Raw genomic sequence first — 25,419 nt, forward strand, 5'->3', positions numbered from 1 at the left:
CATTATAGGGCGTTTTTAAACAGGCGCAAGCGGTTATTTAAGAAAACTTGTGTTTTTAAGATCGTTAGCAGAAAAATGCAGCGAAAAGCGCTTTTTTAATACATTTACTGCATAATAACTCAGCATTGGAGGACATTATGACGATACGAGCTTATAAAGGTATATTGCCGAAACTGGCAAAAGGGGTGTATGCGGACGAATCCAGCATTTTGATTGGCGATATAGAAATAGCAGAAGATGCCAGTATTTGGCCTTTGGTTGCTGCCCGCGGTGATGTGAACTATATCCGCATTGGCGCCCGCACCAATATACAAGACGGCTCCGTGCTGCATTTATCCCGCCCGAGCAAGGGAAAGCCTGAAGGCTCGCCACTGGTGATTGGCGAAGACGTTACTGTCGGCCATAAAGTGATGCTGCACGGTTGTACACTTGGCAATCGCATTCTGGTGGGTATGGGTGCCATAGTAATGGATGATGTTATAGTAGAAGACGATGTCATTATCGGCGCCGGTAGTCTGGTGCCACCGGGTAAGCGGCTGCAAAGTGGCTATTTATATGTCGGCAGCCCGGCGAAACAAGCTCGGCCACTTAATGATGCTGAAGTAGCTTTTCTGACCGAGTCGGCAGCAAATTATGTCATTTTGAAAAATGAGTATCTGGCTGAGCTTTAAAGCCAGATCTCACCTGCATCATTATAGGCTTGCTCTGCTATCGCTTGTTCAGCAGCATCTTCCCAGCTAAACGCTTCTGCCTGCACCTGCTGCAAAAAGCTGTTGGCTGTAACGTTTGTGGGCAGTGCAATATAACACCAGACTTTTAAGCCACCAACCAGGCAGCTGAAACACACTGCCTGTCTGGCATTTTCAAAGTAGAAATCGTTGTTAAAGATCAGTTGTTGGTTCATAGCGCTTTTAACTGTTGCTGTAATAACGTCAACACCGGCTCAATGTCGGGTCTTTTATTGCGCCAGAGATAAAAAGCCTCAGCCGCCTGCGACACTAACATCCCCAGGCCATCTGCTACTTGCTGCGCCCCTTGCGCTTTTGCCCAATGTAAAAAGGGCGTAGGCTCAGCACCGTACAACATATCGTACGCCAGCAGACAGTGCTTCAGATGCTGCGCATTAATATCCGGCCGTGCTCCGCTTAAACCTGACGACGTTGCATTGATCACCAGCTGATAGGCCTGATCCGGAATGTTGTTGAAGCCACAGCCCAATACGCTGTCATTAAAATTAGCCGCTATCGCTTCAGCTTTGCTAACAGTGCGGTTAGCTAATACCAGCTTTTTTATACCAGCAGCCAATAGTGGCCCGATAACGCCGCGACTGGCACCGCCGGCACCGAGCAGTAACACATTTGAATTGTGCAGCACAAAACCTAAACGCAGCAAGTCGGCTACCAGGCCAACACCATCGGTATTATCACCTGTGAGTTTGCCCTGGTTATCTATATATAGTGTATTTACTGCACCAGCCTGTATTGCACGGTCCGATAGCTGTTCAGCCAGTTGAAAAGCTTGTTCTTTAAACGGCACGGTAACATTACCGCCTTTACCGCCGGCCGCGACAAATTGTTGCCAGCTGTCGGCAAAGCCATCCAGCGGTGCTAAAATGGCGTCGTATTGCAGTTGTTCACCAAGTGATTGAGCAAATTGTCGATGAATAACCGGTGACTTTGAATGGTTTATCGGGTTACCGAAAACAGCATAGCGATCCACAACACATGCCCATAAAGAAGTTAGTGCAGATGATTGTTAATAAAACCGGCGCAAATAGCAAGCCACACCCTACCCCACAACAAACACCTTATCAGATGATAGGCGGTGAGGCAGCAGTGCTCAGATTAGCCAATCGCTTTTATGACATTATGGAGACTGCTCCACAAGCCGCGGAGCTGTATGCTATTCATCCCTTGCCGTTAGATACCATCCGGCAAAAGTTCTTCGAGTTTTTAACTGGCTGGCTCGGCGGGCCGGCATTGTTTGAGCAAAAGTACGGCCATCCAAGACTACGTGCCCGCCATCTACCCTTTACCGTGAACGAACAACTGCGCGATCAGTGGATGTTTTGTATGAACCAAGCGCTGGATGAAGTGGTGGAAAATAAGCTGCTACGTGATGGCATTCGCCAGTCGATAGGCCAACTGGCGAGCCATATGATTAATTGTTAAGATTGCAGCTTTAACCAATCCTGTGGTTTAAGGTAACGCTCGTAAAGTAGTGCTTCTGCACTGCCTGCTTCGGGCTGGTAGCCATACTGCCAGCGCACCAGTGGTGGCATCGACATTAATATCGACTCGGTACGGCCACCGCTTTGCAAACCGAACAAAGTGCCACGGTCGTATACCAGATTAAACTCAACATAGCGGCCACGCCGGTATAGCTGAAACTGGCGCTCACGTTCGCCAAAGGCTGTGACTTTGCGCTTTTCGACTATCGGCAAATAGGCCGGAATAAAGGCCTCGCCGACAGCGCGCATCAAGGCAAAGCTCTGCTCAAAACCGGGTGCATTTAAATCATCAAAGAATAAGCCGCCTACACCCCGGGTTTCGCCGCGATGTTTAAGGTAAAAGTAATCGTCACACCACTTTTTATAAGCCGGATAATATTGCTCGCCAAAAGGGTCGACCGCCGCTTTGGCGGTCTGGTGCCAGTGGACAACATCTTCTTCAAACGGATAATACGGCGTTAAGTCAAAGCCGCCACCAAACCACCATACTGCCGGCTCGCCCGGCTTTTCGGCAATAAAAAACCGCACATTGGCATGTGTAGTGGGTAAATAAGGGTTATTCGGGTGAATAACCAAAGAGACACCACAAGCATTAAAGCTACGCCCGGCGAGTTCTGGCCGGTGGGCAGTAGCGGACGCCGGCATATTGGCACCAAATACATGTGAGTAATTCACACCGGCCTGTTCAAATACGTTACCGCCGGTTAGCACGCGGCTTTTACCGCCACCACCTTCAGGCCGCTGCCAGGCATCTTCAACAAACTGTGCCTTAGCATCCGCCTGCTCCAATGCCTTGCAGATAGTGTCCTGCAGCTGCTGTAAAAATTGTTGTACTGCGGCCAGATGATGCTGAGGTTGGTTGATAGTCACCTTAACTCCTTACTATATCGCCGGTAAGGGCATTACGAATTTGGCTGGGTTGTGTGGCTCCGCCCAGTGCGCCAGGCATAATAGCGGATAACATAGCACCCAAGCTTTGTTGTAGCTCAAGAAGGTCGGTAATTGCCGGTTGGCCGGACAAATTAGCGCTGGTTGACACTAACGGCTTGCCGTAGGTATTGCAAAGCTGTTGTACCACCGGATGGGCGCTAACCCGTACCGCTATGCTGTCAAATTTACCGGTAATCCACTTAGGCGCGGTTTTGCTGGCAGGCAACACCCAACTAACATGGCCGGGCCAGCTGGAGAATATCTGATAACGTTTTTCCGGCGGTATGGCTTTATCATCCACATAGGGCAATAGCTGCGAATAGGTAGCGGCAATTAAGATTAGCCCTTTTTCTACCGGTCGCTGTTTAATTGCCAGCAGCGCCATCACAGCTGCCTCATTATCCGGATCGCAGCCTAACCCATAAACTGCTTCAGTGGGGTAAGCGATAACACCACCTTGTTGCAAAGCCTGTAAAACCAGCTGCTGATCTGTCATTTGTTGCTACTACTCCGGATAATTAAACGAAAAACGCAGTTAAAATTTTCTTCAGTTGCGCAACTGGCTATAATAGCGCCTTCACGCTTTTAGTTCATCACGTACAGAAGGAAACAACAATGCAAGTTGGCATCATCATGGGTTCAACCTCAGACTGGCCTACTATGAAGCACGCCGCTGATATGCTGGATAAGTTCGGTATTGCCTATGAAACCAAAGTTGTTTCCGCGCATCGCACACCGCAGTTACTGGCCGATTACGCCAGCTCAGCCGCCAGCCGTGGTGTAAAGGTCATTATTGCCGGCGCCGGTGGTGCAGCGCATTTACCTGGCATGGCCGCGGCCTTTACCAGCCTGCCGGTGTTAGGTGTGCCAGTACAATCTAAAGCGCTTAAGGGCTTAGACTCACTACTTTCTATCGTCCAGATGCCAAAAGGTGTTGCGGTTGGCACCCTGGCCATTGGCGATGCCGGAGCTGCCAATGCCGGCTTGCTGGCGGCACAAATTCTGGCGACACACAGCCCAGAATTAATGACAAAGATTGACGCCTTTCGCCAGGCACAAACCGACATGGTGTTAAGCCAACCGGATCCATCACAGGTGTCACTATGAAAGTTTTAGTGTTGGGCGCAGGCCAACTGGCGCGGATGATGGCACTGGCTGGTGCGCCGCTGAATATCAGTATCAGCGCTTATGATGTCAACAGTGATGCCATAGTGCACCCTTTAACTCAGCAAAATCTGGGTAAAGGTTTGGCTAATGCTATCGCTGACGCCGATGTGGTGACAGCTGAGTTTGAACATATTCCGCTACCCGTATTGGCGCAATGCCAGCAAAGCGGTAAGTTTTTTCCCGGTGAAACGGCGATTAAAGCCGGCGGCGATCGCCGGCTGGAAAAGCAATTGCTGGACAGCGCCGGTGTGCGCTCTGCCAGTTATCATATTATCAATAACGAAACCGACTTCAATGCCGCTATCACTAAGCTGGGCCTGCCGCTGGTATTTAAAAGCGCGCTGGCAGGTTACGACGGCAAAGGTCAGTGGCGTTTAAAACAAGCTGAGCATGCCGCTGCACTGTGGCAGGAAATCAGTGCCTTTTTGGCCGCAGATAGCAAACAAGCCATAGTGGCCGAGCAATTTATTCCATTTCAACGCGAAGTGTCTCTGATTGGCGCCCGTAACAGTAAAGGTGAAGTGCAGGTATATCCACTGACTGAAAACCATCACGTAAACGGCGTATTAAGTGTGTCATTAGCGATAGCCGGCAATGAACAACTACAACAGCAAGCCAGGCAGATGTTTACTGCTGTAGCAGACCAGTTGAACTATGTTGGGGTACTGGCAATTGAATTCTTTGATGTAAAGGGTGAGCTGCTGGTCAATGAAATTGCGCCAAGGGTGCATAACTCCGGCCACTGGACCCAGCAAGGTGCAGATATTTGTCAGTTTGAACAGCACTTACGTGCGGTAACGGGTTTACCGCTTGGTAGCACAGCATTGGTTCGTCCAAGTTTAATGGTGAATATTCTTGGCGAAGACACTGTGCCAGAACCAATACTTGCACTGCCCGGGCTACATTTACATTGGTATGGCAAAAGCAAACGTGCTGGTAGAAAAATGGGCCACATTAATTTATCAGCCAAAGATAATGCCCAGCTAAAACAACGATTTGAGCAATTAATTGCGCTATTGCCCGAAACGGCTTTTCCTGAACTGGCGCAAATGGCAGACCGGTTAAACTGATAAGCTGGCCGGTAGCTTAAGCTGCCGGCTGTTTTTGCCCACATTTTTTATCAGCACAGTACAACGCCGCTTTCTTTTCCAACAACAAACCGAATCCACAACTAACACAGCAGCCAGCAACGGGTTGATCATTTAACAGAAACTTGCATTTCGGGTAATTGCCACAGCCCCAGAACGCTTTGCCAAACTTATTAACCCGCTCCGTCAGTTGGCCCTGCTTGCACTTAGGGCACGCCAGGCGCTCCGCTTCCGGCTGTTCATTTTGCTCATGCACGACAAAAGTGCAGCGTGGGTAATCTGTACAACCAATAAACATGCCGTAACGGCCATTTTTAACTGCCAGTGCATTACCGCATTGCGGACAGGCTTCACTGTCCAGTACTTTCACTATACTGGTTTCATGCTGATGCAAGGCTTTGATATAGTTGCAGGCCGGATAAGCGCTACAACCAAGAAAAGCGCCGTTTTTACCGGATTTAATCACCAGCGGCTGCTGGCATAAAGGACATAACTGCTGTTGTTGCGGCAGCTCAAACAAGGCCGAATCGTCTGTCATAAGGGTTAAGGCCGCTTAATGCAGCGGCCCTTCAGGTTCATCAAAAATTAAGTCTTCCATTTGGGCATAGGCATTTTCGTGGCCGGGTACATTAAACAGCACCATCAGCACCACCCACTTTAAATCTTCCAGGCTAATGCTGTTGCTATCCAAATCCATCACCCTGTCGATCACCATCTCACGGGTAACGGCATCCAGCACATTAATTTGTTCTAAAAACAACAGAAACCCCTGACACTCTACATCCATTTTTGCCAGTTCTGGCATACTAAAAATGCGAGTGGCATTGCTAATGCCTTTTGACAGATATGGCTTAACATGACTTTCCTGCAGCGCGGACAGGTTGTCGAGCCATTTTAACGCTTTGAAGATATCGTCGTCATGAAAACCCGCCCGGCTTAATTCTTTGGTTAGATCGGCATGATTAACGTAAATGTCAGATTCATTGTGGATATAGTTTTCAAACAGATAAACGAGGATATCAAACATACTCAGGCACTCCTCACTCTTATGTAGCCACCAGGAACTGCTGCTACTTCACCAGCTAACTCCAGCTGCAGCAGCGCTATGTTTGCATCGGCAATCGCCAGACCGGCGCGTTGTGCAATCAAATCAACTGCGGTAACCTCATCTCCTACGTTAGCCAACAACTGGCAGGCAAACAAGTCTGTTTGCTGACTTTTTTCCTGTTCAGCCGTATTTATTAGACAACTTTTACTAAAAAAGCTCCATTCTTCCAATATATCGGCCACACAAGTCACCAGTTTAGCCCCTTGCTGAATTAACTGATGACAGCCTGCTGATTGTGGGCTGTAAACCGATCCAGGTACTGCAAACACATCACGGCTATACTCCGCCGCCAGATTAGCGCTTATCAGGGTGCCGCTTTTAAGTCCAGCCTCGACAACTATAGTGCCGATACTTAAGCCCACCACAATGCGATTGCGCTGCGGAAACCATTCGGCTCTTGCCTGTATATCGGGAAAATACTCTGACACCAACGCGCCCTGCTCCGCAATCGCCTGCGCCAAAGCTTTATTCGATGCCGGATAGACCTGTTCTAAACCATGACCTAATACTGCAATCGTTAAGCCGCCGGCTTGCAAAGCGCCTTTGTGGCTTTCACTGTCAATGCCGCGCGCCATACCACTGGTAATGACATAACCTTGTTGTGACAATTCTGCAGCGAAACTCTGCGCCACTTTACGCCCGGTTGGTGTCGGTGTGCGGCTACCTACCATCGCCAATTGTTGCTGTGCCAGCACCTGAGGCTCACCCTTGACAAAGAGTAGTAATGGCGGTTGTTTGGTTTGTTTTAACAGCGCAGGATAACGCGGATCCTGATAGGTGATAATGTGATGTGAATCGCTTTGTGCCAGCCAGTTTAACGCATGCGCTACTTTAGGTTGGGCTTCTTGCGTCAGCAAATAGGCCTGTCGCTCAGTAAAGCCAATATTACGTAAAGTGCTGGCTGGTAGCTTTACCAGCTCAGCTAAAGGAATACGCTCGCTCAGACGTTGGAACTTCAGGCCATCCTGGCCATGCACAGTGGCTAAAGCGAGCCAGTTGCGAAGATCTTCCATGGCAACCTGGCTCCATCATACTGATATTACAAATTAGAGATTAAATCTCCAACCCGGATAGGACGCTGCGTTTTGGTAACTATGGCAAAGCTGCTACGCTCTGATACCTTAAACACCATTAATTCACCTACTTTTTCCCGTGGTAGCTGAATAGTGTTTTCACCAAAATTCTTAAAGGTCTGCTGCAGCTTATTGGCATCTTCGATATAAACCGGACCGTCTTTGCCATCTACAACCAGCGGCGAATTACGATAAATACCCAGCATATAGCCCGCTTCCATGTTTTGCAGTTCACCACGATTCAGCACGACTATATCCCACTTAGAAAATTCACGTAAATTAGAAGTGGTGTCAATAATCAAGCCATCAACCGGATAATCAGGTTTACGCATGGTAAAGAAGGCGGGCAAGGCCTGGCCTTCCAAAGCCGGCATTAACCGGTCACCCTGCTTAATTTCGCGTTTTACACTTAAAACATTCAGCGACGATGCCTCCGCTGGCGACTCTTCTGTTGCTTCTCGTCCGGGTCGGAAAGCCCGTGCAGTAGCTACCAGTGTGGTTTCATACCCCAGTACGGTTTCTGTTTCAGGGTCAAAATAGGGTTTGCCCTTACGGTACACGCCATAAGAGGCACCGGTATCCAGAACACCTTTGGCATAAATAATGTGGTCATTTACCGAGTTTTTAACGTTGGCATTTGAACCCAGCACATATGGCAAGGCGGCAATTCTTTCTTCATCCAATGCTTGCTCAAATGTCAGATAGTGCCGGATCATGCTCAGAGGTAATGTAGTAACAGCATCTGTGCCTTTCATGGTTTTGCGCGCTGTTGGCGACAACCGTTTTACATTCTCATTAACTACCAGCCGGGGTTTACCCTGCGCGTCATACACCAGAGTCAGAGTGTCACCCGGGTATATAAGATGCGGATTGTCAATTTGCGGGTTCATTTGCCAAAGTTGTGGCCACAACCAAGGTTCGTTTAAATACAATGCAGAAATATCCCACAAAGTATCACCCTTTTTCACCACATAGCTGGCAGGCGCGTCATCACGTATTTGTAATACGTCTGCAGATACGTTTAATAAGCCACTTAATACGAGTAAAGTGGCACCAATTGCGAATTTTTTCAGCATGCCTGCATCCTTGAGCCGGTCTTGTTGTAATTATTGCACACTAAGCTGTTAATACAGCGCATTAATGGCTAAAATTAAAACATACCACAACCTTTGAAACAAAGCATATTTTTGTAGGTGTTATGGCAGTTTTACAAGTTTTACATTATCCGGATGAACGTCTTCGTACTGTAGCTAAACCCGTGGCCGCAGTAACAGGCGAAATTAAGCAGTTAGTAAGCGATATGCTGGACACCATGTATGCCGAAAATGGCATTGGTTTAGCGGCAACCCAGGTTAATGTGCATCAACGCGTTGTCGTCATCGATGTTTCAGATGATCGCAATGAACCTATGGTGTTTATAAACCCTGAAATTATTGCCCGCAACGGCGACACCAGCTACGAAGAGGGCTGCCTGTCAGTACCTCAAAACTACGGCAAAGTTGATCGTGCAGCCGAAGTCACCGTAAAAGCGCAGGATAAAAACGGCGACTGGTTTGAACTATCAGCCGACGGTTTACTGGCAATTTGCCTGCAACATGAGCTGGATCATTTGCTGGGTAAACTGTTTATCGACTACCTATCACCGTTAAAACGCGACCGTATCCGCAAAAAGCTGGAAAAAGAAGCCAAAATGGCACAACGTCACGCGTTGTAAACAGGGATCATTGTGACTACACCTTTACGTATTATTTTTGCCGGCACGCCGGATTTTGCGGCCCGTCATTTACAGGCTCTTATCGATTCCGGTCACCAGGTGGTGGCGGCGTACACCCAGCCAGACCGGCCTGCCGGCCGCGGGCAGCAGTTGCAACCCAGCGCTGTAAAGCAACTGGCAGTTAAACATGGTATTGCCGTTTATCAACCAAAATCATTGAAAAAAGCACCGGCACAAAGTGAGCTGGCCGCGTTAAATGCTGATGTAATGGTAGTTGTGGCCTACGGCCTGATATTGCCGCAAACTGTGTTGGATACACCGCGTTTAGGCTGCATTAACGTGCATGGCTCTTTGTTACCACGCTGGCGTGGTGCCGCACCTATTCAGCGCGCGATTTGGGCCGGTGACGAACACACTGGCATCACCATTATGCAAATGGATGCCGGCTTAGATACCGGTGCCATGCTAAGCCGGGTAACCTGCAGCATAGACGCAACCGACACCAGCGCTAGTTTGTACGACAAACTGGCACAACTGGGGCCTGCTGCGCTAACAGATGCCTTAAACAACCTGCCAGCATTACAGCAACAGGCGCAAACGCAGGACGATAACCAAGCCAGTTATGCTGAAAAGTTACATAAAGATGAAGCCCTGCTCGACTTTAACAAAGCAGCCATAGTGCTGGAGCGTGAAATCCGGGCCTTTAATCCCTGGCCGGTTAGTTATCTGGCGCTGACACAAGGCAACGTTAAAGTATGGCTAGCCCATGCAGAGGTGTCTTCTGGTCAGGAGGCCGCGGGCACTGTACTGAGTGCTGATAAACAGGGCATTCGCATAGCCTGCGCTGAAGGTGTGTTATGTATTAGCCAGCTGCAACCACCTGGCAAAAAGCCGATGGCAGCCGCTGACTTTATTAATGGCCGGGCCGACTGGCTTGCGGCAGGCAAACAGCTATGAGCGCCAACCTGCGCGCCCTGGCAGCGCGATGCTGTTTCGACGTAGTCGATTGCGGCCTGAGCTTATCGGAAGCACTGCCTAAAGCACAGGCGCAGACAGACAATACGTTAGATAAAGCTCTGTTACAGGAAATTTGTTTTGGCGTGCTACGTTATTTACCGCAGCTAGAGGCGGTTTGTAGCCAACTCATGAGCAAACCACTGATTAAGCAGCTACGCCCACTGCAGTTTTTATTGTACGTAGGTATTTATCAGCTGAAGTTTATGCGTATTCCTGATCATGCCGCTATCAGTGAAACCGTCGATGCCGCCCGTGAATTAAAAGGCCAGTCATTAACTAAGCTGATTAACGGCGTGTTGCGCAATGTACAGCGCAACAGCGAATTGTTTAACTTCGATACAGCGCCAGCGGCAGTAAAATACAATCATCCGGGCTGGCTGATAACCGCTTTGCAGCAAGCCTATCCAGATAACTGGCAAACAATACTGGATGCTAATCAGCATAAAGCACCGCTATGGTTGCGGGTAAATGTCAGTAAAATTAATCCGACCGACTATGCCGCCGCACTGACGCGCGCCGGTATTGATTATACCCGGCCGGTGGCCGACCTGCCGGCCGCGATCAAACTGGCACAGGCGCAGGATGTTACCAGCCTGCCTGGTTACCTCGATGGCTGGTTTTCGGTACAGGACCTTTCGGCCCAGTACGCCGCAGTGTTGCTTAATGCACAGGATGGCCAGCAAGTGTTGGATGCCTGCTGCGCACCCGGTGGCAAAAGCTGCCATATTTTGGAACTGGCGCCACAGGCTGAATTAACCGCTTTGGATAAAGATCCTAAGCGCTTACTGCGGGTACACGATAATCTGGCTCGCTTGGGTTTTAACGCCAACGTTATAGCGGCTGATGCCGCCGTACCAGACAGTTGGTGGCAAGGTCAGCAGTTTGATCGCATCTTGCTGGACGTGCCCTGCTCGGCTACCGGCGTTGTACGGCGGCATCCGGACATTCGTTGGTTGCGTAAAAAGGCGGATATTGCCGCACTGGCAGAATTACAGCAGCAGATCCTCAGCCAATGCTGGCAATTATTAGCACCTGGCGGCACTTTACTTTATGCCACCTGCAGTGTGTTACCCGAGGAAAACCAACAGCAAATTGCCCAGTTTTTACAGCAACACAGTGATGCGCAACTACAACCTGCGCCACAGCAACTCAGCTCGCAGCCGTTTGGTTGGCAATTACTACCCGGTGAACAGGACGGCGACGGGTTTTTCTACGCCATTTTGCATAAAAAGATAGCAGGCTAAGCGTATGAAAATAATTATTCTGGGTGCCGGTCAGGTTGGCGCTACTCTGGCAGAGAACCTGGTAGGTGAACAAAACGATATTACCATTGTAGATACCAATATCGACAAACTCCGCGCCCTGCAGGACCGTTTTGACCTGCAGGTAGTATTTGGCCACGGCTCGCATCCCGACATTCTGAAAAAAGCCGGTGCCGAAGATGCCGATATGATAGTAGCCGTTACCAACAGTGACGAAGTAAATATTGTGGCCTGTCAGGTAGCTTACAGTATCTTCAGCACACCGGTTAAAATTGCCCGCATCCGCACTAACCAATATCTGAAATACCGCGACGAATTATTTCATAAAGATGATATGCCGGTTGATCACTTTATTGCCCCGGAAGCACTGGTTACCAACTATATCCGTCGCTTAATCGATTACCCCGGCGCGCTGCAGGTAGTAGAGTTTGCCGGCGGCAAAGTCAGCCTGGTGGCGGTTAAAGCCTACTATGGTGGTTTGCTGGTCGGCCATGCACTGTCAGCACTAAAAGAGCACATGCCGAATATTGAAACCCGCGTAGCAGCTATTTACCGGCGCGGCACGGCCATTAAGCCGTTGGGCACCACCATTATTGAAGCCGATGATGAAGTTTTCTTCGTCGCGGCAACCAAGCATATCCGCGCGGTGATGAGCGAGCTGCAAAAACTGGAACGAAGCTATCGGCGCATTATGATTGCCGGTGGCGGTAACGTTGGTTTTGGTCTGGCCCGGGCACTGGAAAAAACCCACAGCGTTAAGCTGATAGAGCGTGGCAAAGAACGCGCCGAATTCTTATCCAGTGCGCTGGATAACACTGTGGTTTATGTTGGTGATGCCTCTGACCCTGAGCTACTGGAAGAAGAAAACATAGAGCAGGTCGATGTATTTATTGCCGTTACCAACGACGATGAAGCCAACATTATGTCTGCCATGCTGGCCAAACGGATGGGCGCGCAAAAAACCATGGTTCTGATCAAACGTGGCGCTTATGTTGATTTGCTGCAGGGCGGCGAAGTTGACATAGCGGTATCACCGCAACAAGCCACTATTTCAGCCTTGTTAACCCATATACGCCGTGGTGATATCGTTAATGTGTATTCATTGCGCCGTGGCGCAGCAGAAGCAATAGAAGCAGTAGCCCGCGGCGATGCCAGCACCAGTAAGGTAGTGGGTAAAACTATTGGTGAGCTTAGATTACCGCCGGGCACCACCATCGGTGCCATAGTACGCGGCGACGAAGTCCTGATTGCCCATGACAATACCAAGATTGAAACCGACGACCACATTATTTTGTTTATGGTCGATAAGAAACACATTGTCGAAGTGGAAAAGCTGTTTCAGGTTAGCGCCATTTTTATCTAGACAGCAGATACTGAGCAAGCCGCTACACCGTAGCGGCTTAATCTTTCCAGAACGCCGGGGTAAACAATACCAGTAGCGTAAACACCTCTAACCGGCCAAACACCATGGCAATTACCAGCAACCACTTACTACTGTCCGGTATATTGCCGAAATGTGCTGCCACCTCTCCCAGGCCGGGGCCCAGATTATTTAAACAAGCGGCCGTAGCGGTAAAAGCGGTGATGTTATCCAGTCCGGTCAGAATTAACAGCAACATTATCACCACAAACACCAGCGCATAGGCGGCAAAAAAGCCCCATACCGCTTCGACAATACGGTCGTCTACCGCACGCCGTCCCAGCTTGATTGCATATACCGCCCGCGGATGAATAAGCCGGTTAAGCTCGCGTTTGCCCTGTAAAAACAACAGCAAAACCCGCACTACCTTCATGCCACCACCGGTAGAACCGGCGCAGCCACCTATAAAGCTGGAAAAAATTAGCAAGATCGGTAAGAACAATGGCCAGGCTGCAAAGCCGTCGGTAGCAAAGCCCGCCGTGGTAGAAATAGACACCGCCTGAAAGGCGGCATGGTTTAATGCCTCAGCAGTACTGCTATAAACATTGGTATAAAGCAGTACCGCGAAACAAATAAATATCAGCGCGGCCTGAATGGCCAAAAAGGCTTTAAATTCCGGGTCACGAAAATAAGTACTGACGCTTTTACCGCGCACCGCGGCAAAATGCAGCGGAAAGTTAATCGCGCTCAGCAATAAAAATATTACGCAGATAGCATTTATTGCCGCACTGTTAAAGTGCCCTATACTGGCATCATAGGTGGAAAAACCACCGATAGCGACGGTAGAGAACGCATGACAAATGGCATCAAAACCACTCATACCTGCCAAAAAAAACGCCAGCGCGCAGCTTAAGGTTAGCGCCAGATAGATATACCACAGGTGCTTAGCGGTATCGGCAATGCGCGGCGTCATCTTGTTGTCTTTTACCGGGCCTGGCGTCTCAGCACGGTACAACTGCATACCACCGACACCTAACATCGGTAATATTGCCACCGCCAATACGATGATCCCCATGCCCCCCAGCCATTGCAGCTGCTGGCGATAGTACAATATGGCTTTAGGCAGGTGCTCAATACCGGTTAATACCGTCGCGCCGGTCGTAGTGAGGCCAGAGAAGGCCTCAAACATAGCACCAGCCAGGTTAAGCTCCGGGTTGCTGGCCAGCATAAACGGAATGGCGCCCACGGCACCCAGCACCGTCCAAAACAGCACCACTATTAAAAAGCCATCGCGAACTTTAAGTTCGCGCCGGTAGGCACGGTTTGGATACCAGATCACAAAACCGATAAACAAACACAGCACAAAAGACAATAAAAACGGTACACCGGCACCGTCTTGATACCAGTACGCCACAAAAGCCGGCGGCACCATGCTGATGCTAAAAATAGCAATCAGCAGGCCCAGGATCCGAATTATCGAACGGTATTGCATAGTGGCAGCTGTTATCCCTGGGTAGTTCGCTTATGCCAGCTTTAAATCGCGGGTCATATTTTCATTGCGATCCTGATGCACAATAATATTGTCTTCAATGCGAATACCGCCAAACTGACGGAAAGCATCAATCTTTTGCCAGTTTATCGCTTTATCATGCTCTGTCGCTGCTAAATCTGCCAGCAGGCTGTCGATAAAATACAGGCCAGGCTCAATGGTAAACACCATATTGGCTTCGATAGTGCGGGTACAGCGCAAATAAGGGTGACTTTGCGGGGCGGCAACATGAGTGCCCCGCTCATCTGCCATAAAGCCACCCACATCATGCACCTGCAGGCCCAAGTGATGGCCCAGACCATGCGGAAAGAAGGTGCGGCTGATTTCAGTCTCGACGATAGCCTCTGGCGACATCCGGACAAAATCAAACTGTTGCAGTATTTCGGCTATCCGCTGGTGACATTTCACATGCAGCTCGCCATATTTCAAACCAGGTTTTAGCGCTCCGGCCAGTTCCAGCTCAACAGCATTTACCGCACTGATTAACTCGGCGAATTCATCCTGCGGCTTGAAACTATAAGTGCGGGTGATATCAGCAGCATAACCGTTAAACTCAGCACCGGCATCTATCAAAAACGAATGTAGCTGCTTTGGCACCCGGCGCTCCAACGCCGTGTAATGCAAAATAGCGGCGTTCTGGTTCAGCGCGACGATATTGCCATAAGGCACTTCGTTTTCGGTTTGCCGCACCGCGGCTAAGTAAGCCAGCTGAATATCAAACTCACTACCACCGGCGAAAAATGCCGCTTTGGCCGCATTGTGGCCCGCCACTGCCATCTGGTTAGCCATACGCAGACAGGCTTGCTCATACGGCGTTTTGTACGCACGATAAAAATGGATAAAGTTTAATACCGGCTCCGGGTTTATTTCAGTAAAGCCCAGCGCCCTGGCCACTTCTATATGCTCACCTAAATAAGCCAACCGGGCTTTATCATATGGCAGTAAGGTTTCTACTTTGTTGGCTTTATCCAGCAACTGTATATCAAAATGCTCGGCCCAATAGTCATGCGGCTCATCCGGCACCTTGTGCCAAAAATCTTTTGGCCGGTAAAAAATCAGTTTGGGTTTGTTCTCGCCATCAAGTAACAACCAGCAATGTGGATTGTCTACCACGGGTAACCAGGCCTTAAACAACGGGTTGGCTTTAAACGGGTAATCCATGTCGTCCAGAAACTTGCGTTGTGTCTGGCCGGAATGCACCACCAGTGCATCCAGGTTTTCGCGCTCCAGTAGTAAGCGGGTACGTTGCTGCAGTTCGGCAATATGTGCCGGATACAAAGTCTGATAAGTCATTGTTATAAGTCTCTGACCTGTTGGCTGAAAATTATGCCGCCAATCATATCATCATTCCACTATGACCCCAATCTGCATTGACGTCAGCGGCTTAAACACGTCAACCGGCGCATTAAGCCTGATATTGTAAATCTGGTAATACGCCATCACCGCTTTAACATATTCACGTGTTTCACGATAAGGAATAGTTTCTACCCAGACATCTGCCGGCAGCGCATAATCTTTCGGGATCCACTGTTTTACCCTGCTGTAACCGGCGTTATACGCGGCCGTTGCCATCAGTAAGTTACCATCGTTACGCCGCATCAGATAATTCAGATAGTCGACGCCGTAATCAATATTCAACACCGGGTTATTCAGTTGCGCCAGCTGCACCGGCTTTTTCGCAATTTGTCGCGCTGTTGCTGGCATCAGCTGCATTAAACCCCGCGCGCCTACCGGCGATGCCGCATCGGCCATAAACGAACTTTCGCGCCGCGCTATCGCCATCGCCCAGCCGGAATCAATTTCTGCCTTAGCGGCACTTTGGCTAATTTCGTCTTTATACGCCAGCGGAAAGCGCAACTCTATATCGTCCCAATAACCGACATCCGCCAGCGAGAATATCGCCCTTTCATACCATTGCAATTGATAGGCCAGCTTAGCTGAGACTAATTTTTGTTGTTCAGATGAAATATCCTGCAGATGATTCCACTCGCGGCGGGCTTCCGTTAACCGGCCTAAAGCCAGCCATTCCTGCGCCCGCTTTACAGTCGGGTGTTGCTGCAATTGCTGAAGTTCTGTGTCGCTGACAGTCACCGGCGCATGTGCCAGACTCGGCGGTAACCCCAGGCGGGAGGCGGCCATAAAGCCATAAAAATGCCGCTGCAACGCCAGTTGCTGCATTAAAGCAGTAGCTTTGTCAGTCTGGCCTTGCTGCTCATAGGCGCGTGCCAACCAGTAACGCCAGGCACTATCAATGCTAACCTCGGCCGGTAAGGCTTCAATAACCTGCTGTACCTTTGGCCAATCAAGCTGCGCCAGCGCATGGCTGACATGCCAGTGCGCCAGTGTGCTGTCGATAAATTCAGCTGGCAAATCGGCAAACCAAACTGCGGCGCGTTCATCACCTTTACTGGCCAGCGCTATAGCAAACTGGCGCTGCACATCCAGCCGCTGAGCCTCGGTAAAGTAAGGATCATTGACAAACTTTTGCCACACCCTAAGTGCCTGATCCGGATGGCGCCAGATCAGCCGTTTTAAACCATAGGCAGCGATGTCCCGCTCCTGCGGCTTTTTCAGCGTAAAAAACCGGCTATTTGCTATCACCGCCGGATTACGCCGGGCCTGCTGATACATATCGGCCAGATAGTGCATATCTGCGGGTAACTGCGATTTTAAATACGGAATTAAACTGGCATCGCCACCTTCTGCCGCCAGTGTAAGGCGCAGCCATACCCGCTCGGCCGTTTGCTGGCCGGCTTTGCGCCAGGCAGAAAATAGCGGATCACAGGCTTTTGGCTGAGATTTACCCACCAGCCACAACCGACTCACTTCCTGCCACAGCCCGCCGCTGTCAGCATCTTTAGCGGCTAATTTAAAACGCACAGCGTAGCATTCCAGCTCGGCGTCAGTTGAGCCCTGGTAATTTGCCAGGTAAAGCCCGGCTTTTTGCCGCCGCGCTAAATCCAGCAACCAGGGTTTACGTAACGGCCAATCTAAAGGTGAGCCCTGATGCTGCTGCAGGAAAGCCGCGATACGCTCATCAGCTGTCAGAAACTGTTGTAAGCGTCGCAATTCAAGATAAGGTTGCAACGGATAACCGGCAAATTTTTGCAGCAGTTTTTGTGCCTGCTGGTACTTTACACTGCCAATTTGACGCTCGGCTTGCAAAAATTCATTACGCAAACCTGCCTCAGAAGACACTGACGCCGCCGATAATGGCGCCAGTAGCAGGTTACTCAACATAAAAACAATACGTTTCACGACGATAACCCCGACAAAAATTCTAAACTGAAAGAAATACCACCTATAGTTACTGCTAATCAGTGGTGGCAAATTCAAACACGCGTTTAAATAACGGTTGAATTTTTTACCAAACCACGACACACTGAGCCAGACAACCTCATCGTACCAGTTGCGAACAACCTTAACATACGCGACCAAGGAGCACCGTTATGATTTACCAGAGTGACAACATCAGTGTTGCTTACCTGAAACCTGGTATCGCCCGTTTTGCTTTTAATGCCAAGGGCTCAGTTAACAAATTTGACCAGCAGACGCTAACTGATTGTAAGACAGCTTTAGAGCTGCTGCACGCCGATAAGTCGCTGCAAGGTGTTATTTTTTGTAGCGAAAAAGACGCTTTTATCGTTGGTGCCGACATTACTGAATTTTTAAGCACCTTTTTACGGCCGGAAGACGAGCTGATCCCGTGGATCAAACAAGCCTCTGATATCTTTGATCTGGCCGAAGATTTACCGGTGCCAACCATAGTGGCACTGAAAGGTTTCGCACTGGGTGGCGGATGTGAGTGGTCACTTACTTCAGATTATCGCGTTGCCGACACTAGCACCCGTATTGGCCTGCCGGAAGTAAAACTGGGCTTAATGCCAGGCTTTGGCGGTACCGTGCGCTTGCCGCGCATTATCGGTGCCGACAATGCGATGGAATGGATCACCACCGGCAAAGACCACAGTGCCGAACAAGCACAAAAGTTTGGTTTAATTGATGCCGTAGTAGCGCCGCAGAAACTGGAAGCGGCAGCGCTATCCATGCTGGAAGATGCCATTGCCGGCAAACTGGACTGGCGTAAAAAACGCGCGGTGAAGTTACAACCGCTTAAATTAAACAAAACCGAAGCCACCATGAGCTTCAGCACGGCCAAAGGTATGGTTTTTGCCAACGCCGGTAAACACTACCCGGCACCTATGCTGGCAGTGACTACCATTGAAGCCGCATCTGGTTTAGATCGCGCCGGTGCTATGGCACTGGAAAATGCAGGCTTTGCTAAACTGGCTAAAACCGATGCCGCTACTGCGCAAATTGGCTTGTTTTTAAATGATCAACTGATCAAAGGCAAAGCCAAAAAGGCCGCCAAAACGGCGACCAAAGCAGTAAACAAAGCAGCCGTACTTGGCGCTGGTATTATGGGCGGCGGTATTGCCTATCAGTCGGCCTTAAAAGGCGTGCCGGTGGTGATGAAAGACATCGCCGATAAAGCGTTAGCGCTGGGCATGGGCGAAGCCACTAAGCTGTTAGGTAAACAGGTAGAGCGTAAAAAGCTCGATGCGGTAGGTATGGCTAAAGTAATTGCCGCTATTACGCCTACGCTGAGCAACGAGAACGTTAAGGGCGTCGATATCGTGGTGGAAGCCGTGGTAGAGAACCCGAAAATTAAAGGCGCGGTATTAAAAGAAGTTGAAGCACTGTTAACTGACGACGCTATTTTAACCTCTAACACCTCAACCATTTCAATTGACTCACTGGCAGCTAACTTGAGCCGGCCACAAAACTTCTGTGGTATGCACTTCTTTAACCCGGTACACCGTATGCCGTTGGTAGAGGTTATCCGTGGTAAAGACACCAGCGAAGAAACTGTCGCTGCTGTAGTGGCTTACGCAGCCAAGATGGGTAAATCGCCTATCGTGGTAAACGACTGCCCGGGTTTCTTTGTTAACCGCGTACTGTTCCCCTACTTTGCCGGCTTTAGCAAGCTGGTATTAGATGGTGCCGACTTTGCCCAGGTAGACAGGGTAATGGAAAAGCAGTTTGGTTGGCCAATGGGCCCGGCTTACTTACTGGATGTAGTCGGTTTAGACACCGCTTATCACTGCACCGATGTTATGGCAGCAGGCTTCCCTACCCGCATGGCCAAGCTGGACAATGATCCGGTTGCTGCAATGTATAAAGCCGATCGTTACGGTCAGAAAAACGGCGTCGGTTTCTATGCCTACAGCAAAGATGCCAAAGGCAAACCGAAAAAAGATATCGACCCGGCCGCTATTAGCTTACTGGCCGCTATTGCTGCAGATAAGCAGGAATTCAGCGCGGAAGACATTATCGCCCGCGTTATGGTACCCATGATTAACGAAACCATTCGCTGTCTGGAAGAAGGCATAGTGGCCAGCGCCGCTGAAGCCGATATGGGCCTGATTTACGGCTTAGGCTTCCCGCCGTTCCGTGGTGGCCCGTTGCGTTATGCTGATACTATCGGTTTAAGCAACTTTGTCGCCCTGGCCGATAAATACGCCCACTTAGGCGAAATTTATCAGGTAACAGACAAAACCCGCGCTATGGCCGCAGCCGGCCAGCGTTTCTTCCCGGTTTAAGCGCAGGAGCAAAATAATGAAAAACGCAGTTATCGTAGATTGCATTCGTACCCCGATGGGCCGCAGCAAAGCCGGTATGTACCGCAACGTGCGTGCCGAGCAACTGTCTGCCCATGTGATGGCCTCATTAGTGGCGCGTAACCCGGCGTTAAACCCGGCCGATATCGACGACATTATCTGGGGTTGTGTACAACAAACCCTGGAGCAAGGCTTTAACGTGGCACGTAATGCGGCACTGTTAGCCGGCATTCCGCACTCAGTACCGGCGGTAACGGTAAATCGATTGTGCGGCTCATCAATGCAAGCTTTGCATGACGCCGTGCGCGCTATTCAAACCGGCATGGGTGAAGTGTATTTAATTGGTGGTGTTGAACACATGGGCCATGTGCCAATGAACCACGGCGTCGACTTCCATCCGGGTTTATCGACTTCTGTCGCTAAAGCCGCCGGCATGATGGGCTTAACCGCTGAATTACTGGGCAAACTGCACGGTATTAGCCGCCAGCAGCAGGATGAATTCGGCGCCCGCTCGCACCGCTTAGCACAAGAAGCCAGCCTGCAGGGCCGCTTTAAAAATGAAATTATTCCCACCGAAGGCCACGACGCTGACGGCGTGTTAAAGCTGATGGATTACGATGAAGTTATCCGGCCAGAAACTACAGTAGAAGCCTTGGGCCAACTGCGCCCGGTATTCGACCCGGCCAACGGTACAGTAACGGCGGGTACGTCTTCAGCATTATCTGACGGTGCCTCTGGCATGTTAGTCATGAGCGAAGACAAAGCCAAAGCGCTGGGCCTGCCAATTCGTGCTTACGTGCGCGGTATGGGTGTAGCCGGTTGTGATCCGTCTATTATGGGTTACGGCCCGGTACCGGCGTCGAAAAAGGCGTTAAAAGCGGCAGGCATTACCATAGCCGACATTGACTATGCCGAGCTGAACGAAGCCTTCGCGGCCCAGGCCCTGCCAGTAATGAAAGACTTAGGCCTACTGGAAGTAGCCGAGCAAAAAGTAAACCTGAACGGCGGCGCTATCGCCCTTGGTCACCCGCTGGGCTGCTCCGGTTCACGTATCGCCACTACGCTGATTAACGTGATGGAAGATAAAGGCGGCAAGTTTGGCCTGGCTACCATGTGTATCGGCCTAGGCCAGGGTATTGCTACCGTGTTTGAACGGCCATAAGCTGGCAGCCATAAACACAATCGCATAGAATAAGGGCCGTTTTTACGGCCCTTATTTATTGGCACAAAGATTAGGCGCAAATCCCGCTGGCGCAGCCACAGACCCACGAGCGCAGCGAATGCGGCAACAGCTGCCGTATGGAACGCCAGCGTACGGCAAAGCCGGGCCGCACGGCTGAGAGGCAGGATTGCCCGAAGCCCCGCTGTGGCGAGTACAGCGGGAATTTTCGCCGACACTACGCAAACAAAGCAAAGACTTTCTACCGGAGTTTAAATGGAAGATATTTTTAGCAACGCAGATCAAACCCTCGATGCCTTAGGCCTGCGCTGCCCCGAGCCGGTAATGATGGTGCGGCTGCAACTGCGCAAAATGCAGGTGGGTGAAACTTTACTGATTATCGCTGATGACCCAGCCACCACCCGTGATATCCCGGCATTCTGCCGCTTTATGGATCACGAGTTAGTAAGCAGTAATACCAATGAGCTGCCCTATCGATATGTGGTTAAGAAAATTAGTGGTTAACACGACATCTTAAAAGCGATTAAACTGCCTTTCACAAGGTACACCGTCACCATCGCCATCCATCTTGGTATCCGGGCAGTTTCTTAGAAAGAATACGGCTTCCTCATAAGAGTTCATTTCACTACAGTGTTGGCGACCGCCGCAGCGGAACTGTGATGCATTGGCCACAGCACGGGCTTTGCTAATTGGTACAGTGTAGTCAGGCAACACTTTTGGTACAGCAACAGGTTCTGCTACTAGCGCAGTGTTTTGTTTTTGGTAGTAATTCCAGGCACCGAAGGCAATCAGCGCGATAAGTAACAGCTTTTTCAATTAACGCATCCTTGTTGAATAATCCCTGACCGCTTTTGGCGGAAATAAAACACTAACTTAGGAGATAAAACAGGTAACGACAATAGTTTTATCCTCGCTCAGGCTTTTTGGTGCACAAATGTACATTTGCACATTAGTACATCATGTTTATACTTAAAACTATCTCAACGATAACCTCCGGAGCGCGCTGTGAGCAGATTATCCATAGAAGTGACACCTGAGCAGCATCAACTGCTAAAAGCTATGGCGGCATTACAGGGTAAAAGCATAAAGGACTTTATCTTGGACAAAGTGCTACCACAGCAGGCGGAAGAGCAGCCGCAAAACTACTCAGTGAAGCAGTTAGAAACCCTACTGCAAAAGCGGCTAACCAGCGCACATAACGGCAATTTTTCTGAGCAAAGTGTTACCGATATATTCGAACAGGCTATAGCTGAGCATGACAAGCGCTAAAAAGCGTTATCAGTTAACTGCTGAGGCGGCGCAAGACTTACAGAGTATCGCGCGCTATACCGTTAAAACCTGGGGTATAGCAAAAAGCAGAGCCTATGCTGCCGAGCTGGAAAAGACCTTTGATTCGCTTGCCAGCAAACTACTACCCGCCAAACCTTTTAGTGAGAATCTACCGGATATTATGGTCTGGCATAACAAATATCACTCCGTGTATTACATCTGCGAAACTAATGGTAAGGGTATTGCAATCATTGCTGTGTTACACCAGAAAACGGACTCCCGCCAGAAAGTAGAAAATAGGCTCCCATAAGCGATGATGATTTAAAACAAGCAGCTTAAACCATCTTCCGCTTGTGCAACATCCTCAGGTATTGGATGTTCAAACAAGCGGTCAATTAACAGCTTTGAATGCTGGATTGACCATTGTTGATATTCCAGCGTTCCTGGCTCTGGCTCAACATCAGGCATTAATAGAGCCATCAAAAGGCGGTTTAAGTAGCTCCGCAAGCGGAATATTTACATTACCAGCAGCTTCTTCCTGCTGATAAAGCTTTATAAGCTTAGCCAGTTCGAGCTCAAACATATATGAGCTCTCTTCATAGTCATCGCTATCAACTGTTGCCGACTGCGACAAAAAGTCATTATGCTTTATGGCTGTTTGTAGTGCCTGAATACAGACAGATAACGTTCTAACGTCAACCTGTGGCATGAGTTTTTCCTTTCACTTTAATGCCCGCATTTTGCGCCAGTTTATCTAACGCAGCAATAAAGTCTTCTTTTGCCATATCAAAATTTGGTGATATGGAATAGTGCCAGCACTTTTTCCTGGCTAAGTAGTGGTCTTTGGTGATTATAAGCTCTTTAGGTATTACGGTTCCTTTTGGAATAACATAATACTCCCAGCTTTTGTGGCCAAACAGTCCCTCTTTGTCTGTCAAAGAAGTGCCAACGCCTTCCTCAGATTTTACTATTTCTTTCCCTGTTTTCCGGTCCCTGACAATTGTTACATCCGGCTCGCGGATATCACCATTGGGCAAATCGCGCCGGTAAAAATCCGGGTATAACGGGTTTATTTTGTCATCCGAACTATGTAAACCACGCCACAAAGTTAGTGCAATATTTGCTCTATATATTTTTTCTATTTCACCACGACTAATAATTATTTCTTCTAAAGTCAGCATAAAAACACCTTAAGTTAATCATAAATTAACCTTATTAAAACATATAAATTATAAATCAGCGAGTTTTTAGGGGCGATCTACTGATTATCGCCGACGACCTAGCCTCAACACGCGATGTTCCGGCATTTTGCCGCTTTAAGGATCATGAGCTTGCGGAAAGTTATACGATTGAGTTGCCGTATCGATATGTCGTGAAAAATTTTAGTGGTTAATCTAATCAAGTCATTTGTCGCCTATACCCTAGGCTCACCTAAATAGCGTGAGGGCGTTGACTAAAGTAAAAACTATTTCGTTTAATGCGGCTTCTTTGAAAACTTCAACGCTTCTATCGATGCAAGGCGTTGCCGATAATAAGGTGTATCTGGCATTGCATCCACCAGGCGCCGTCGTAACATTAAAGCATTCTCTAGTGCTTCCAAGGAATCGTCATCCTTAAGCAAACTTGCTATTCGCTCATAGCTTACTGCTAGAGCATCTAATACCTGCGGCTGGTCACCCAGTTGCGCCTGCAGCTGCTGTCTAATCGCCAGGCTTTCCCGATAGGCCGACAGCGCAGCTTCTGCTTGCCCTGCGTCGCGCTCGGCATCACCCAACCTCCCAAGCGAAATACTTAAATACTGTAATACCGGAGGCTGGTCGCCCAGTTGCGCCAGTAGCTGCCGGTCAATTGCCAGGCTTTCCCGATAGGCCGACAGCCCAGCTTCTGCGCGCCCTGCGCCTCGCTCGGCATCACCCAACCTCCCAAGCGAAATACTTAAATCCCGTAATACCTGCGGTTGGTCGCCCAGTTGCGCATGAAGCTGCCGTCTAATCGCCAGGCTTTCCCGATAGGCCGACAGCGTAGCTTCTGCGTGTCCTGCGTCGCGCTCGGCATCACCCAATCTTTCGAGTGACACACCTAAATCCCGCAATACCTGCGGCTGGTCACCCAGTTGCGCATGCAGCTGCCGTCTAATCGCCAGGCTTTCCAGATAGGCCGACAACGCGGCTTCTACGCGCCCTGCGTCTCGCTCGACATCACCCAGTTTACTAAGCGACACACCTAAAACCCGCAATACATGCGGCTGGTCACCTAGTTGCGCATGAAGCTGCCGACACATCGCCAGGCTTTCCCGATAGGCCGACAGCGCAGCTTCTGCGCGCCCAGCATCTCGTTCGGCATCACCCAGTCTACTAAGCGACACACCTAAATCCCGCAATAACTGCGGCTGGTCGCCCAATTGCTCCCGCAGCTGCCGTCTAATCGCCAGGCTTTCCCGATAGGCCAACAGCGCAACTTCTGCACGCCCCGCGTCCCGCTCGGCTTCACCTAGATTAATTAACGACACACTTAAATCCCGTAATATTTGCGGCTGGTCGCCCAACTGCGCCCGCAGCTGTCTTCTAATCGCCAGGCTTTCCCGATAGGCCAAAAGCGCAGCTTCAGCTCGCCCTGCGTAGCTCTCGGCATCACCCAGTTTACTAAGCGACACACTTAAACCCGACAGTACCTGCGGCTGGTCGCCCAATTGCGCCCGCAGCTGCCGTCTAATCGCCAAGCTTTCCCGATAGGCTGACAACGCGGCTTCTGCGTGCCCGGTATCGCGCTCAGCATCACCGAGTTTACTGAGCGACACACTTAAATCCAGCAATACCTGCGGCTGGTCGCCCAATTGCGCCTGCAGCTGCCG

At 49.8% G+C, this 25,419-nt stretch carries 29 protein-coding genes; 13 read left to right on the forward strand and 16 right to left on the reverse strand.

What is annotated here, in order from left to right; genetic code table 11:
- Positions 1-137: 137 nt before the first annotated feature.
- Positions 138-671 carry a gamma carbonic anhydrase family protein gene (locus MN202_RS07180; RefSeq protein WP_335735419.1) on the forward strand — a complete coding sequence of 178 codons (534 nt, stop codon included), beginning with the start codon at positions 138-140 and terminating at the stop codon, positions 669-671.
- Here the strand turns inward: MN202_RS07180 and MN202_RS07185 are convergent.
- Both MN202_RS07185 and aroE read right to left on the reverse strand, forming a co-directional pair.
- Positions 668-904 (reverse strand): DUF1488 family protein, encoded by a 237-nt coding sequence (locus tag MN202_RS07185; RefSeq protein ID WP_335735420.1) that lies wholly within the window; start codon positions 902-904, stop codon positions 668-670. The genes MN202_RS07180 and MN202_RS07185 overlap by 4 nt on opposite strands.
- The gene (gene aroE / locus MN202_RS07190; protein WP_335735421.1) at positions 901-1,719 is read right to left on the reverse strand and encodes a shikimate dehydrogenase; all 819 of its coding nucleotides are present in this window, start codon (positions 1,717-1,719) and stop codon (positions 901-903) included. Before aroE ends, MN202_RS07185 begins: the two co-directional genes overlap by 4 nt.
- Positions 1,720-1,748: 29 nt before the next feature.
- Here aroE and MN202_RS07195 point away from each other — a divergent pair, with 29 nt between their 5' ends.
- Positions 1,749-2,171 carry a group II truncated hemoglobin gene (locus MN202_RS07195; protein ID WP_335735422.1) on the forward strand — a complete coding sequence of 141 codons (423 nt, stop codon included), beginning with the start codon at positions 1,749-1,751 and terminating at the stop codon, positions 2,169-2,171.
- Here the strand turns inward: MN202_RS07195 and hemF are convergent.
- Both hemF and tsaC read right to left on the reverse strand, forming a co-directional pair.
- Positions 2,168-3,094 carry an oxygen-dependent coproporphyrinogen oxidase gene (hemF, locus tag MN202_RS07200; protein WP_335735658.1) on the reverse strand — a complete coding sequence of 309 codons (927 nt, stop codon included), beginning with the start codon at positions 3,092-3,094 and terminating at the stop codon, positions 2,168-2,170. The two genes, MN202_RS07195 and hemF, sit on opposite strands and share 4 nt — an antisense overlap.
- 7 nt (positions 3,095-3,101) lie before the next feature.
- On the reverse strand, positions 3,102-3,656 hold the full coding sequence (tsaC, locus tag MN202_RS07205) for an L-threonylcarbamoyladenylate synthase type 1 TsaC (protein WP_335735423.1): 555 nt from the start codon (positions 3,654-3,656) through the stop codon (positions 3,102-3,104).
- Positions 3,657-3,775: 119 nt separating this feature from the next.
- Between tsaC and purE the strand changes: the two genes are divergently transcribed.
- Both purE and MN202_RS07215 read left to right on the forward strand, forming a co-directional pair.
- Positions 3,776-4,267 (forward strand): 5-(carboxyamino)imidazole ribonucleotide mutase, encoded by a 492-nt coding sequence (purE, locus tag MN202_RS07210; protein ID WP_335735424.1) that lies wholly within the window; start codon positions 3,776-3,778, stop codon positions 4,265-4,267.
- Complete coding sequence (locus MN202_RS07215) at positions 4,264-5,397, forward strand: 5-(carboxyamino)imidazole ribonucleotide synthase (protein WP_335735425.1); 1,134 nt, start codon at positions 4,264-4,266, stop codon at positions 5,395-5,397. The genes purE and MN202_RS07215 overlap by 4 nt, the downstream gene beginning before the upstream one ends.
- A gap of 16 nt (positions 5,398-5,413) precedes the next feature.
- Here the strand turns inward: MN202_RS07215 and MN202_RS07220 are convergent, their stop codons facing one another.
- Genes MN202_RS07220 through MN202_RS07235 form a run of 4 tightly spaced genes read right to left on the reverse strand, consistent with a single transcriptional unit; the run spans position 5,414 to position 8,672 of the window.
- The gene (locus MN202_RS07220; protein WP_335735426.1) at positions 5,414-5,953 is read right to left on the reverse strand and encodes a DNA topoisomerase family protein; all 540 of its coding nucleotides are present in this window, start codon (positions 5,951-5,953) and stop codon (positions 5,414-5,416) included.
- Positions 5,954-5,968: 15 nt separating this feature from the next.
- Positions 5,969-6,442 (reverse strand): DUF494 family protein, encoded by a 474-nt coding sequence (locus MN202_RS07225; protein ID WP_335735427.1) that lies wholly within the window; start codon positions 6,440-6,442, stop codon positions 5,969-5,971.
- Positions 6,443-6,444: 2 nt separating this feature from the next.
- On the reverse strand, positions 6,445-7,536 hold the full coding sequence (gene dprA / locus MN202_RS07230) for a DNA-processing protein DprA (protein WP_335735428.1): 1,092 nt from the start codon (positions 7,534-7,536) through the stop codon (positions 6,445-6,447).
- 26 nt (positions 7,537-7,562) lie between these two features.
- Complete coding sequence (locus tag MN202_RS07235; RefSeq protein ID WP_335735429.1) at positions 7,563-8,672, reverse strand: LysM peptidoglycan-binding domain-containing protein; 1,110 nt, start codon at positions 8,670-8,672, stop codon at positions 7,563-7,565.
- Positions 8,673-8,794: 122 nt separating this feature from the next.
- Between MN202_RS07235 and def the strand changes: the two genes are divergently transcribed.
- From def to trkA, 4 genes are read left to right on the forward strand one after another with little or no spacing between them, the layout of a single operon-like run.
- Complete coding sequence (gene def / locus MN202_RS07240) at positions 8,795-9,310, forward strand: peptide deformylase (RefSeq protein WP_335735430.1); 516 nt, start codon at positions 8,795-8,797, stop codon at positions 9,308-9,310.
- A 12-nt stretch (positions 9,311-9,322) separates the two neighbouring features.
- Complete coding sequence (gene fmt / locus MN202_RS07245) at positions 9,323-10,267, forward strand: methionyl-tRNA formyltransferase (protein WP_335735431.1); 945 nt, start codon at positions 9,323-9,325, stop codon at positions 10,265-10,267.
- Entirely contained in the window at positions 10,264-11,571 is a 1,308-nt protein-coding gene (rsmB, locus tag MN202_RS07250; RefSeq protein ID WP_335735432.1) for a 16S rRNA (cytosine(967)-C(5))-methyltransferase RsmB, read from the forward strand. The genes fmt and rsmB overlap by 4 nt, the downstream gene beginning before the upstream one ends.
- Before the next feature lie 4 nt (positions 11,572-11,575).
- Positions 11,576-12,952 carry a Trk system potassium transporter TrkA gene (trkA, locus tag MN202_RS07255; RefSeq protein ID WP_335735433.1) on the forward strand — a complete coding sequence of 459 codons (1,377 nt, stop codon included), beginning with the start codon at positions 11,576-11,578 and terminating at the stop codon, positions 12,950-12,952.
- Positions 12,953-12,989: 37 nt separating this feature from the next.
- On the opposite strand, the gene MN202_RS07260 is transcribed toward trkA, so the two are convergent.
- Genes MN202_RS07260 through MN202_RS07270 form a run of 3 tightly spaced genes read right to left on the reverse strand, consistent with a single transcriptional unit; the run spans position 12,990 to position 17,756 of the window.
- Positions 12,990-14,441, reverse strand: a complete 1,452-nt coding sequence (locus tag MN202_RS07260; protein ID WP_335735434.1) for a TrkH family potassium uptake protein — start codon at positions 14,439-14,441, stop codon at positions 12,990-12,992.
- Between the two features lie 30 nt (positions 14,442-14,471).
- Positions 14,472-15,791, reverse strand: coding sequence for a Xaa-Pro dipeptidase (gene pepQ, locus MN202_RS07265; protein WP_335735435.1), 1,320 nt, complete (start codon positions 15,789-15,791; stop codon positions 14,472-14,474).
- Between the two features lie 51 nt (positions 15,792-15,842).
- A complete protein-coding gene (locus MN202_RS07270; protein ID WP_335735436.1) occupies positions 15,843-17,756 on the reverse strand; it encodes a transglycosylase SLT domain-containing protein in 1,914 nt (637 codons plus the stop codon).
- A 191-nt stretch (positions 17,757-17,947) separates the two neighbouring features.
- Here MN202_RS07270 and fadB point away from each other — a divergent pair, with 191 nt between their 5' ends.
- The 3 genes from fadB to tusA all read left to right on the forward strand — a co-directional run bounded on the left by fadB (position 17,948) and on the right by tusA (position 21,803).
- Entirely contained in the window at positions 17,948-20,101 is a 2,154-nt protein-coding gene (fadB, locus tag MN202_RS07275; protein ID WP_335735437.1) for a fatty acid oxidation complex subunit alpha FadB, read from the forward strand.
- Positions 20,102-20,117: 16 nt separating this feature from the next.
- The gene (fadA, locus tag MN202_RS07280) at positions 20,118-21,281 is read left to right on the forward strand and encodes an acetyl-CoA C-acyltransferase FadA (protein ID WP_335735438.1); all 1,164 of its coding nucleotides are present in this window, start codon (positions 20,118-20,120) and stop codon (positions 21,279-21,281) included.
- Between the two features lie 273 nt (positions 21,282-21,554).
- Entirely contained in the window at positions 21,555-21,803 is a 249-nt protein-coding gene (gene tusA, locus MN202_RS07285) for a sulfurtransferase TusA (protein WP_335735439.1), read from the forward strand.
- 9 nt (positions 21,804-21,812) lie between these two features.
- Here tusA and MN202_RS07290 read toward each other — a convergent pair whose 3' ends face one another.
- Positions 21,813-22,115 carry an excalibur calcium-binding domain-containing protein gene (locus tag MN202_RS07290; RefSeq protein ID WP_335735440.1) on the reverse strand — a complete coding sequence of 101 codons (303 nt, stop codon included), beginning with the start codon at positions 22,113-22,115 and terminating at the stop codon, positions 21,813-21,815.
- 189 nt (positions 22,116-22,304) lie between these two features.
- Between MN202_RS07290 and MN202_RS07295 the strand changes: the two genes are divergently transcribed.
- Both MN202_RS07295 and MN202_RS07300 read left to right on the forward strand, forming a co-directional pair.
- On the forward strand, positions 22,305-22,568 hold the full coding sequence (locus MN202_RS07295; protein WP_335735441.1) for a type II toxin -antitoxin system TacA 1-like antitoxin: 264 nt from the start codon (positions 22,305-22,307) through the stop codon (positions 22,566-22,568).
- Entirely contained in the window at positions 22,555-22,878 is a 324-nt protein-coding gene (locus MN202_RS07300) for a type II toxin-antitoxin system RelE/ParE family toxin (RefSeq protein WP_335735442.1), read from the forward strand. Before MN202_RS07295 ends, MN202_RS07300 begins: the two co-directional genes overlap by 14 nt.
- 11 nt (positions 22,879-22,889) lie before the next feature.
- On the opposite strand, the gene MN202_RS07305 is transcribed toward MN202_RS07300, so the two are convergent.
- The 4 genes from MN202_RS07305 to MN202_RS07320 all read right to left on the reverse strand — a co-directional run.
- Entirely contained in the window at positions 22,890-23,036 is a 147-nt protein-coding gene (locus MN202_RS07305) for a hypothetical protein (RefSeq protein WP_335735443.1), read from the reverse strand.
- Positions 23,029-23,277, reverse strand: a complete 249-nt coding sequence (locus tag MN202_RS07310; protein ID WP_335735444.1) for a hypothetical protein — start codon at positions 23,275-23,277, stop codon at positions 23,029-23,031. Before MN202_RS07310 ends, MN202_RS07305 begins: the two co-directional genes overlap by 8 nt.
- Positions 23,264-23,749: a Tse2 family ADP-ribosyltransferase toxin gene (locus tag MN202_RS07315; protein WP_335735445.1), complete on the reverse strand. Its 486-nt coding sequence runs from the start codon at positions 23,747-23,749 to the stop codon at positions 23,264-23,266. Before MN202_RS07315 ends, MN202_RS07310 begins: the two co-directional genes overlap by 14 nt.
- Positions 23,750-24,042: 293 nt before the next feature.
- Positions 24,043-25,419: tetratricopeptide repeat protein (locus MN202_RS07320; protein ID WP_335735446.1), on the reverse strand; the 1,377-nt coding region annotated here is incomplete at its 5' end.

This window comes from Rheinheimera muenzenbergensis, from assembly GCF_036984005.1.
Classification (GTDB): Bacteria; Pseudomonadota; Gammaproteobacteria; order Enterobacterales; family Alteromonadaceae; genus Alishewanella; species Alishewanella muenzenbergensis.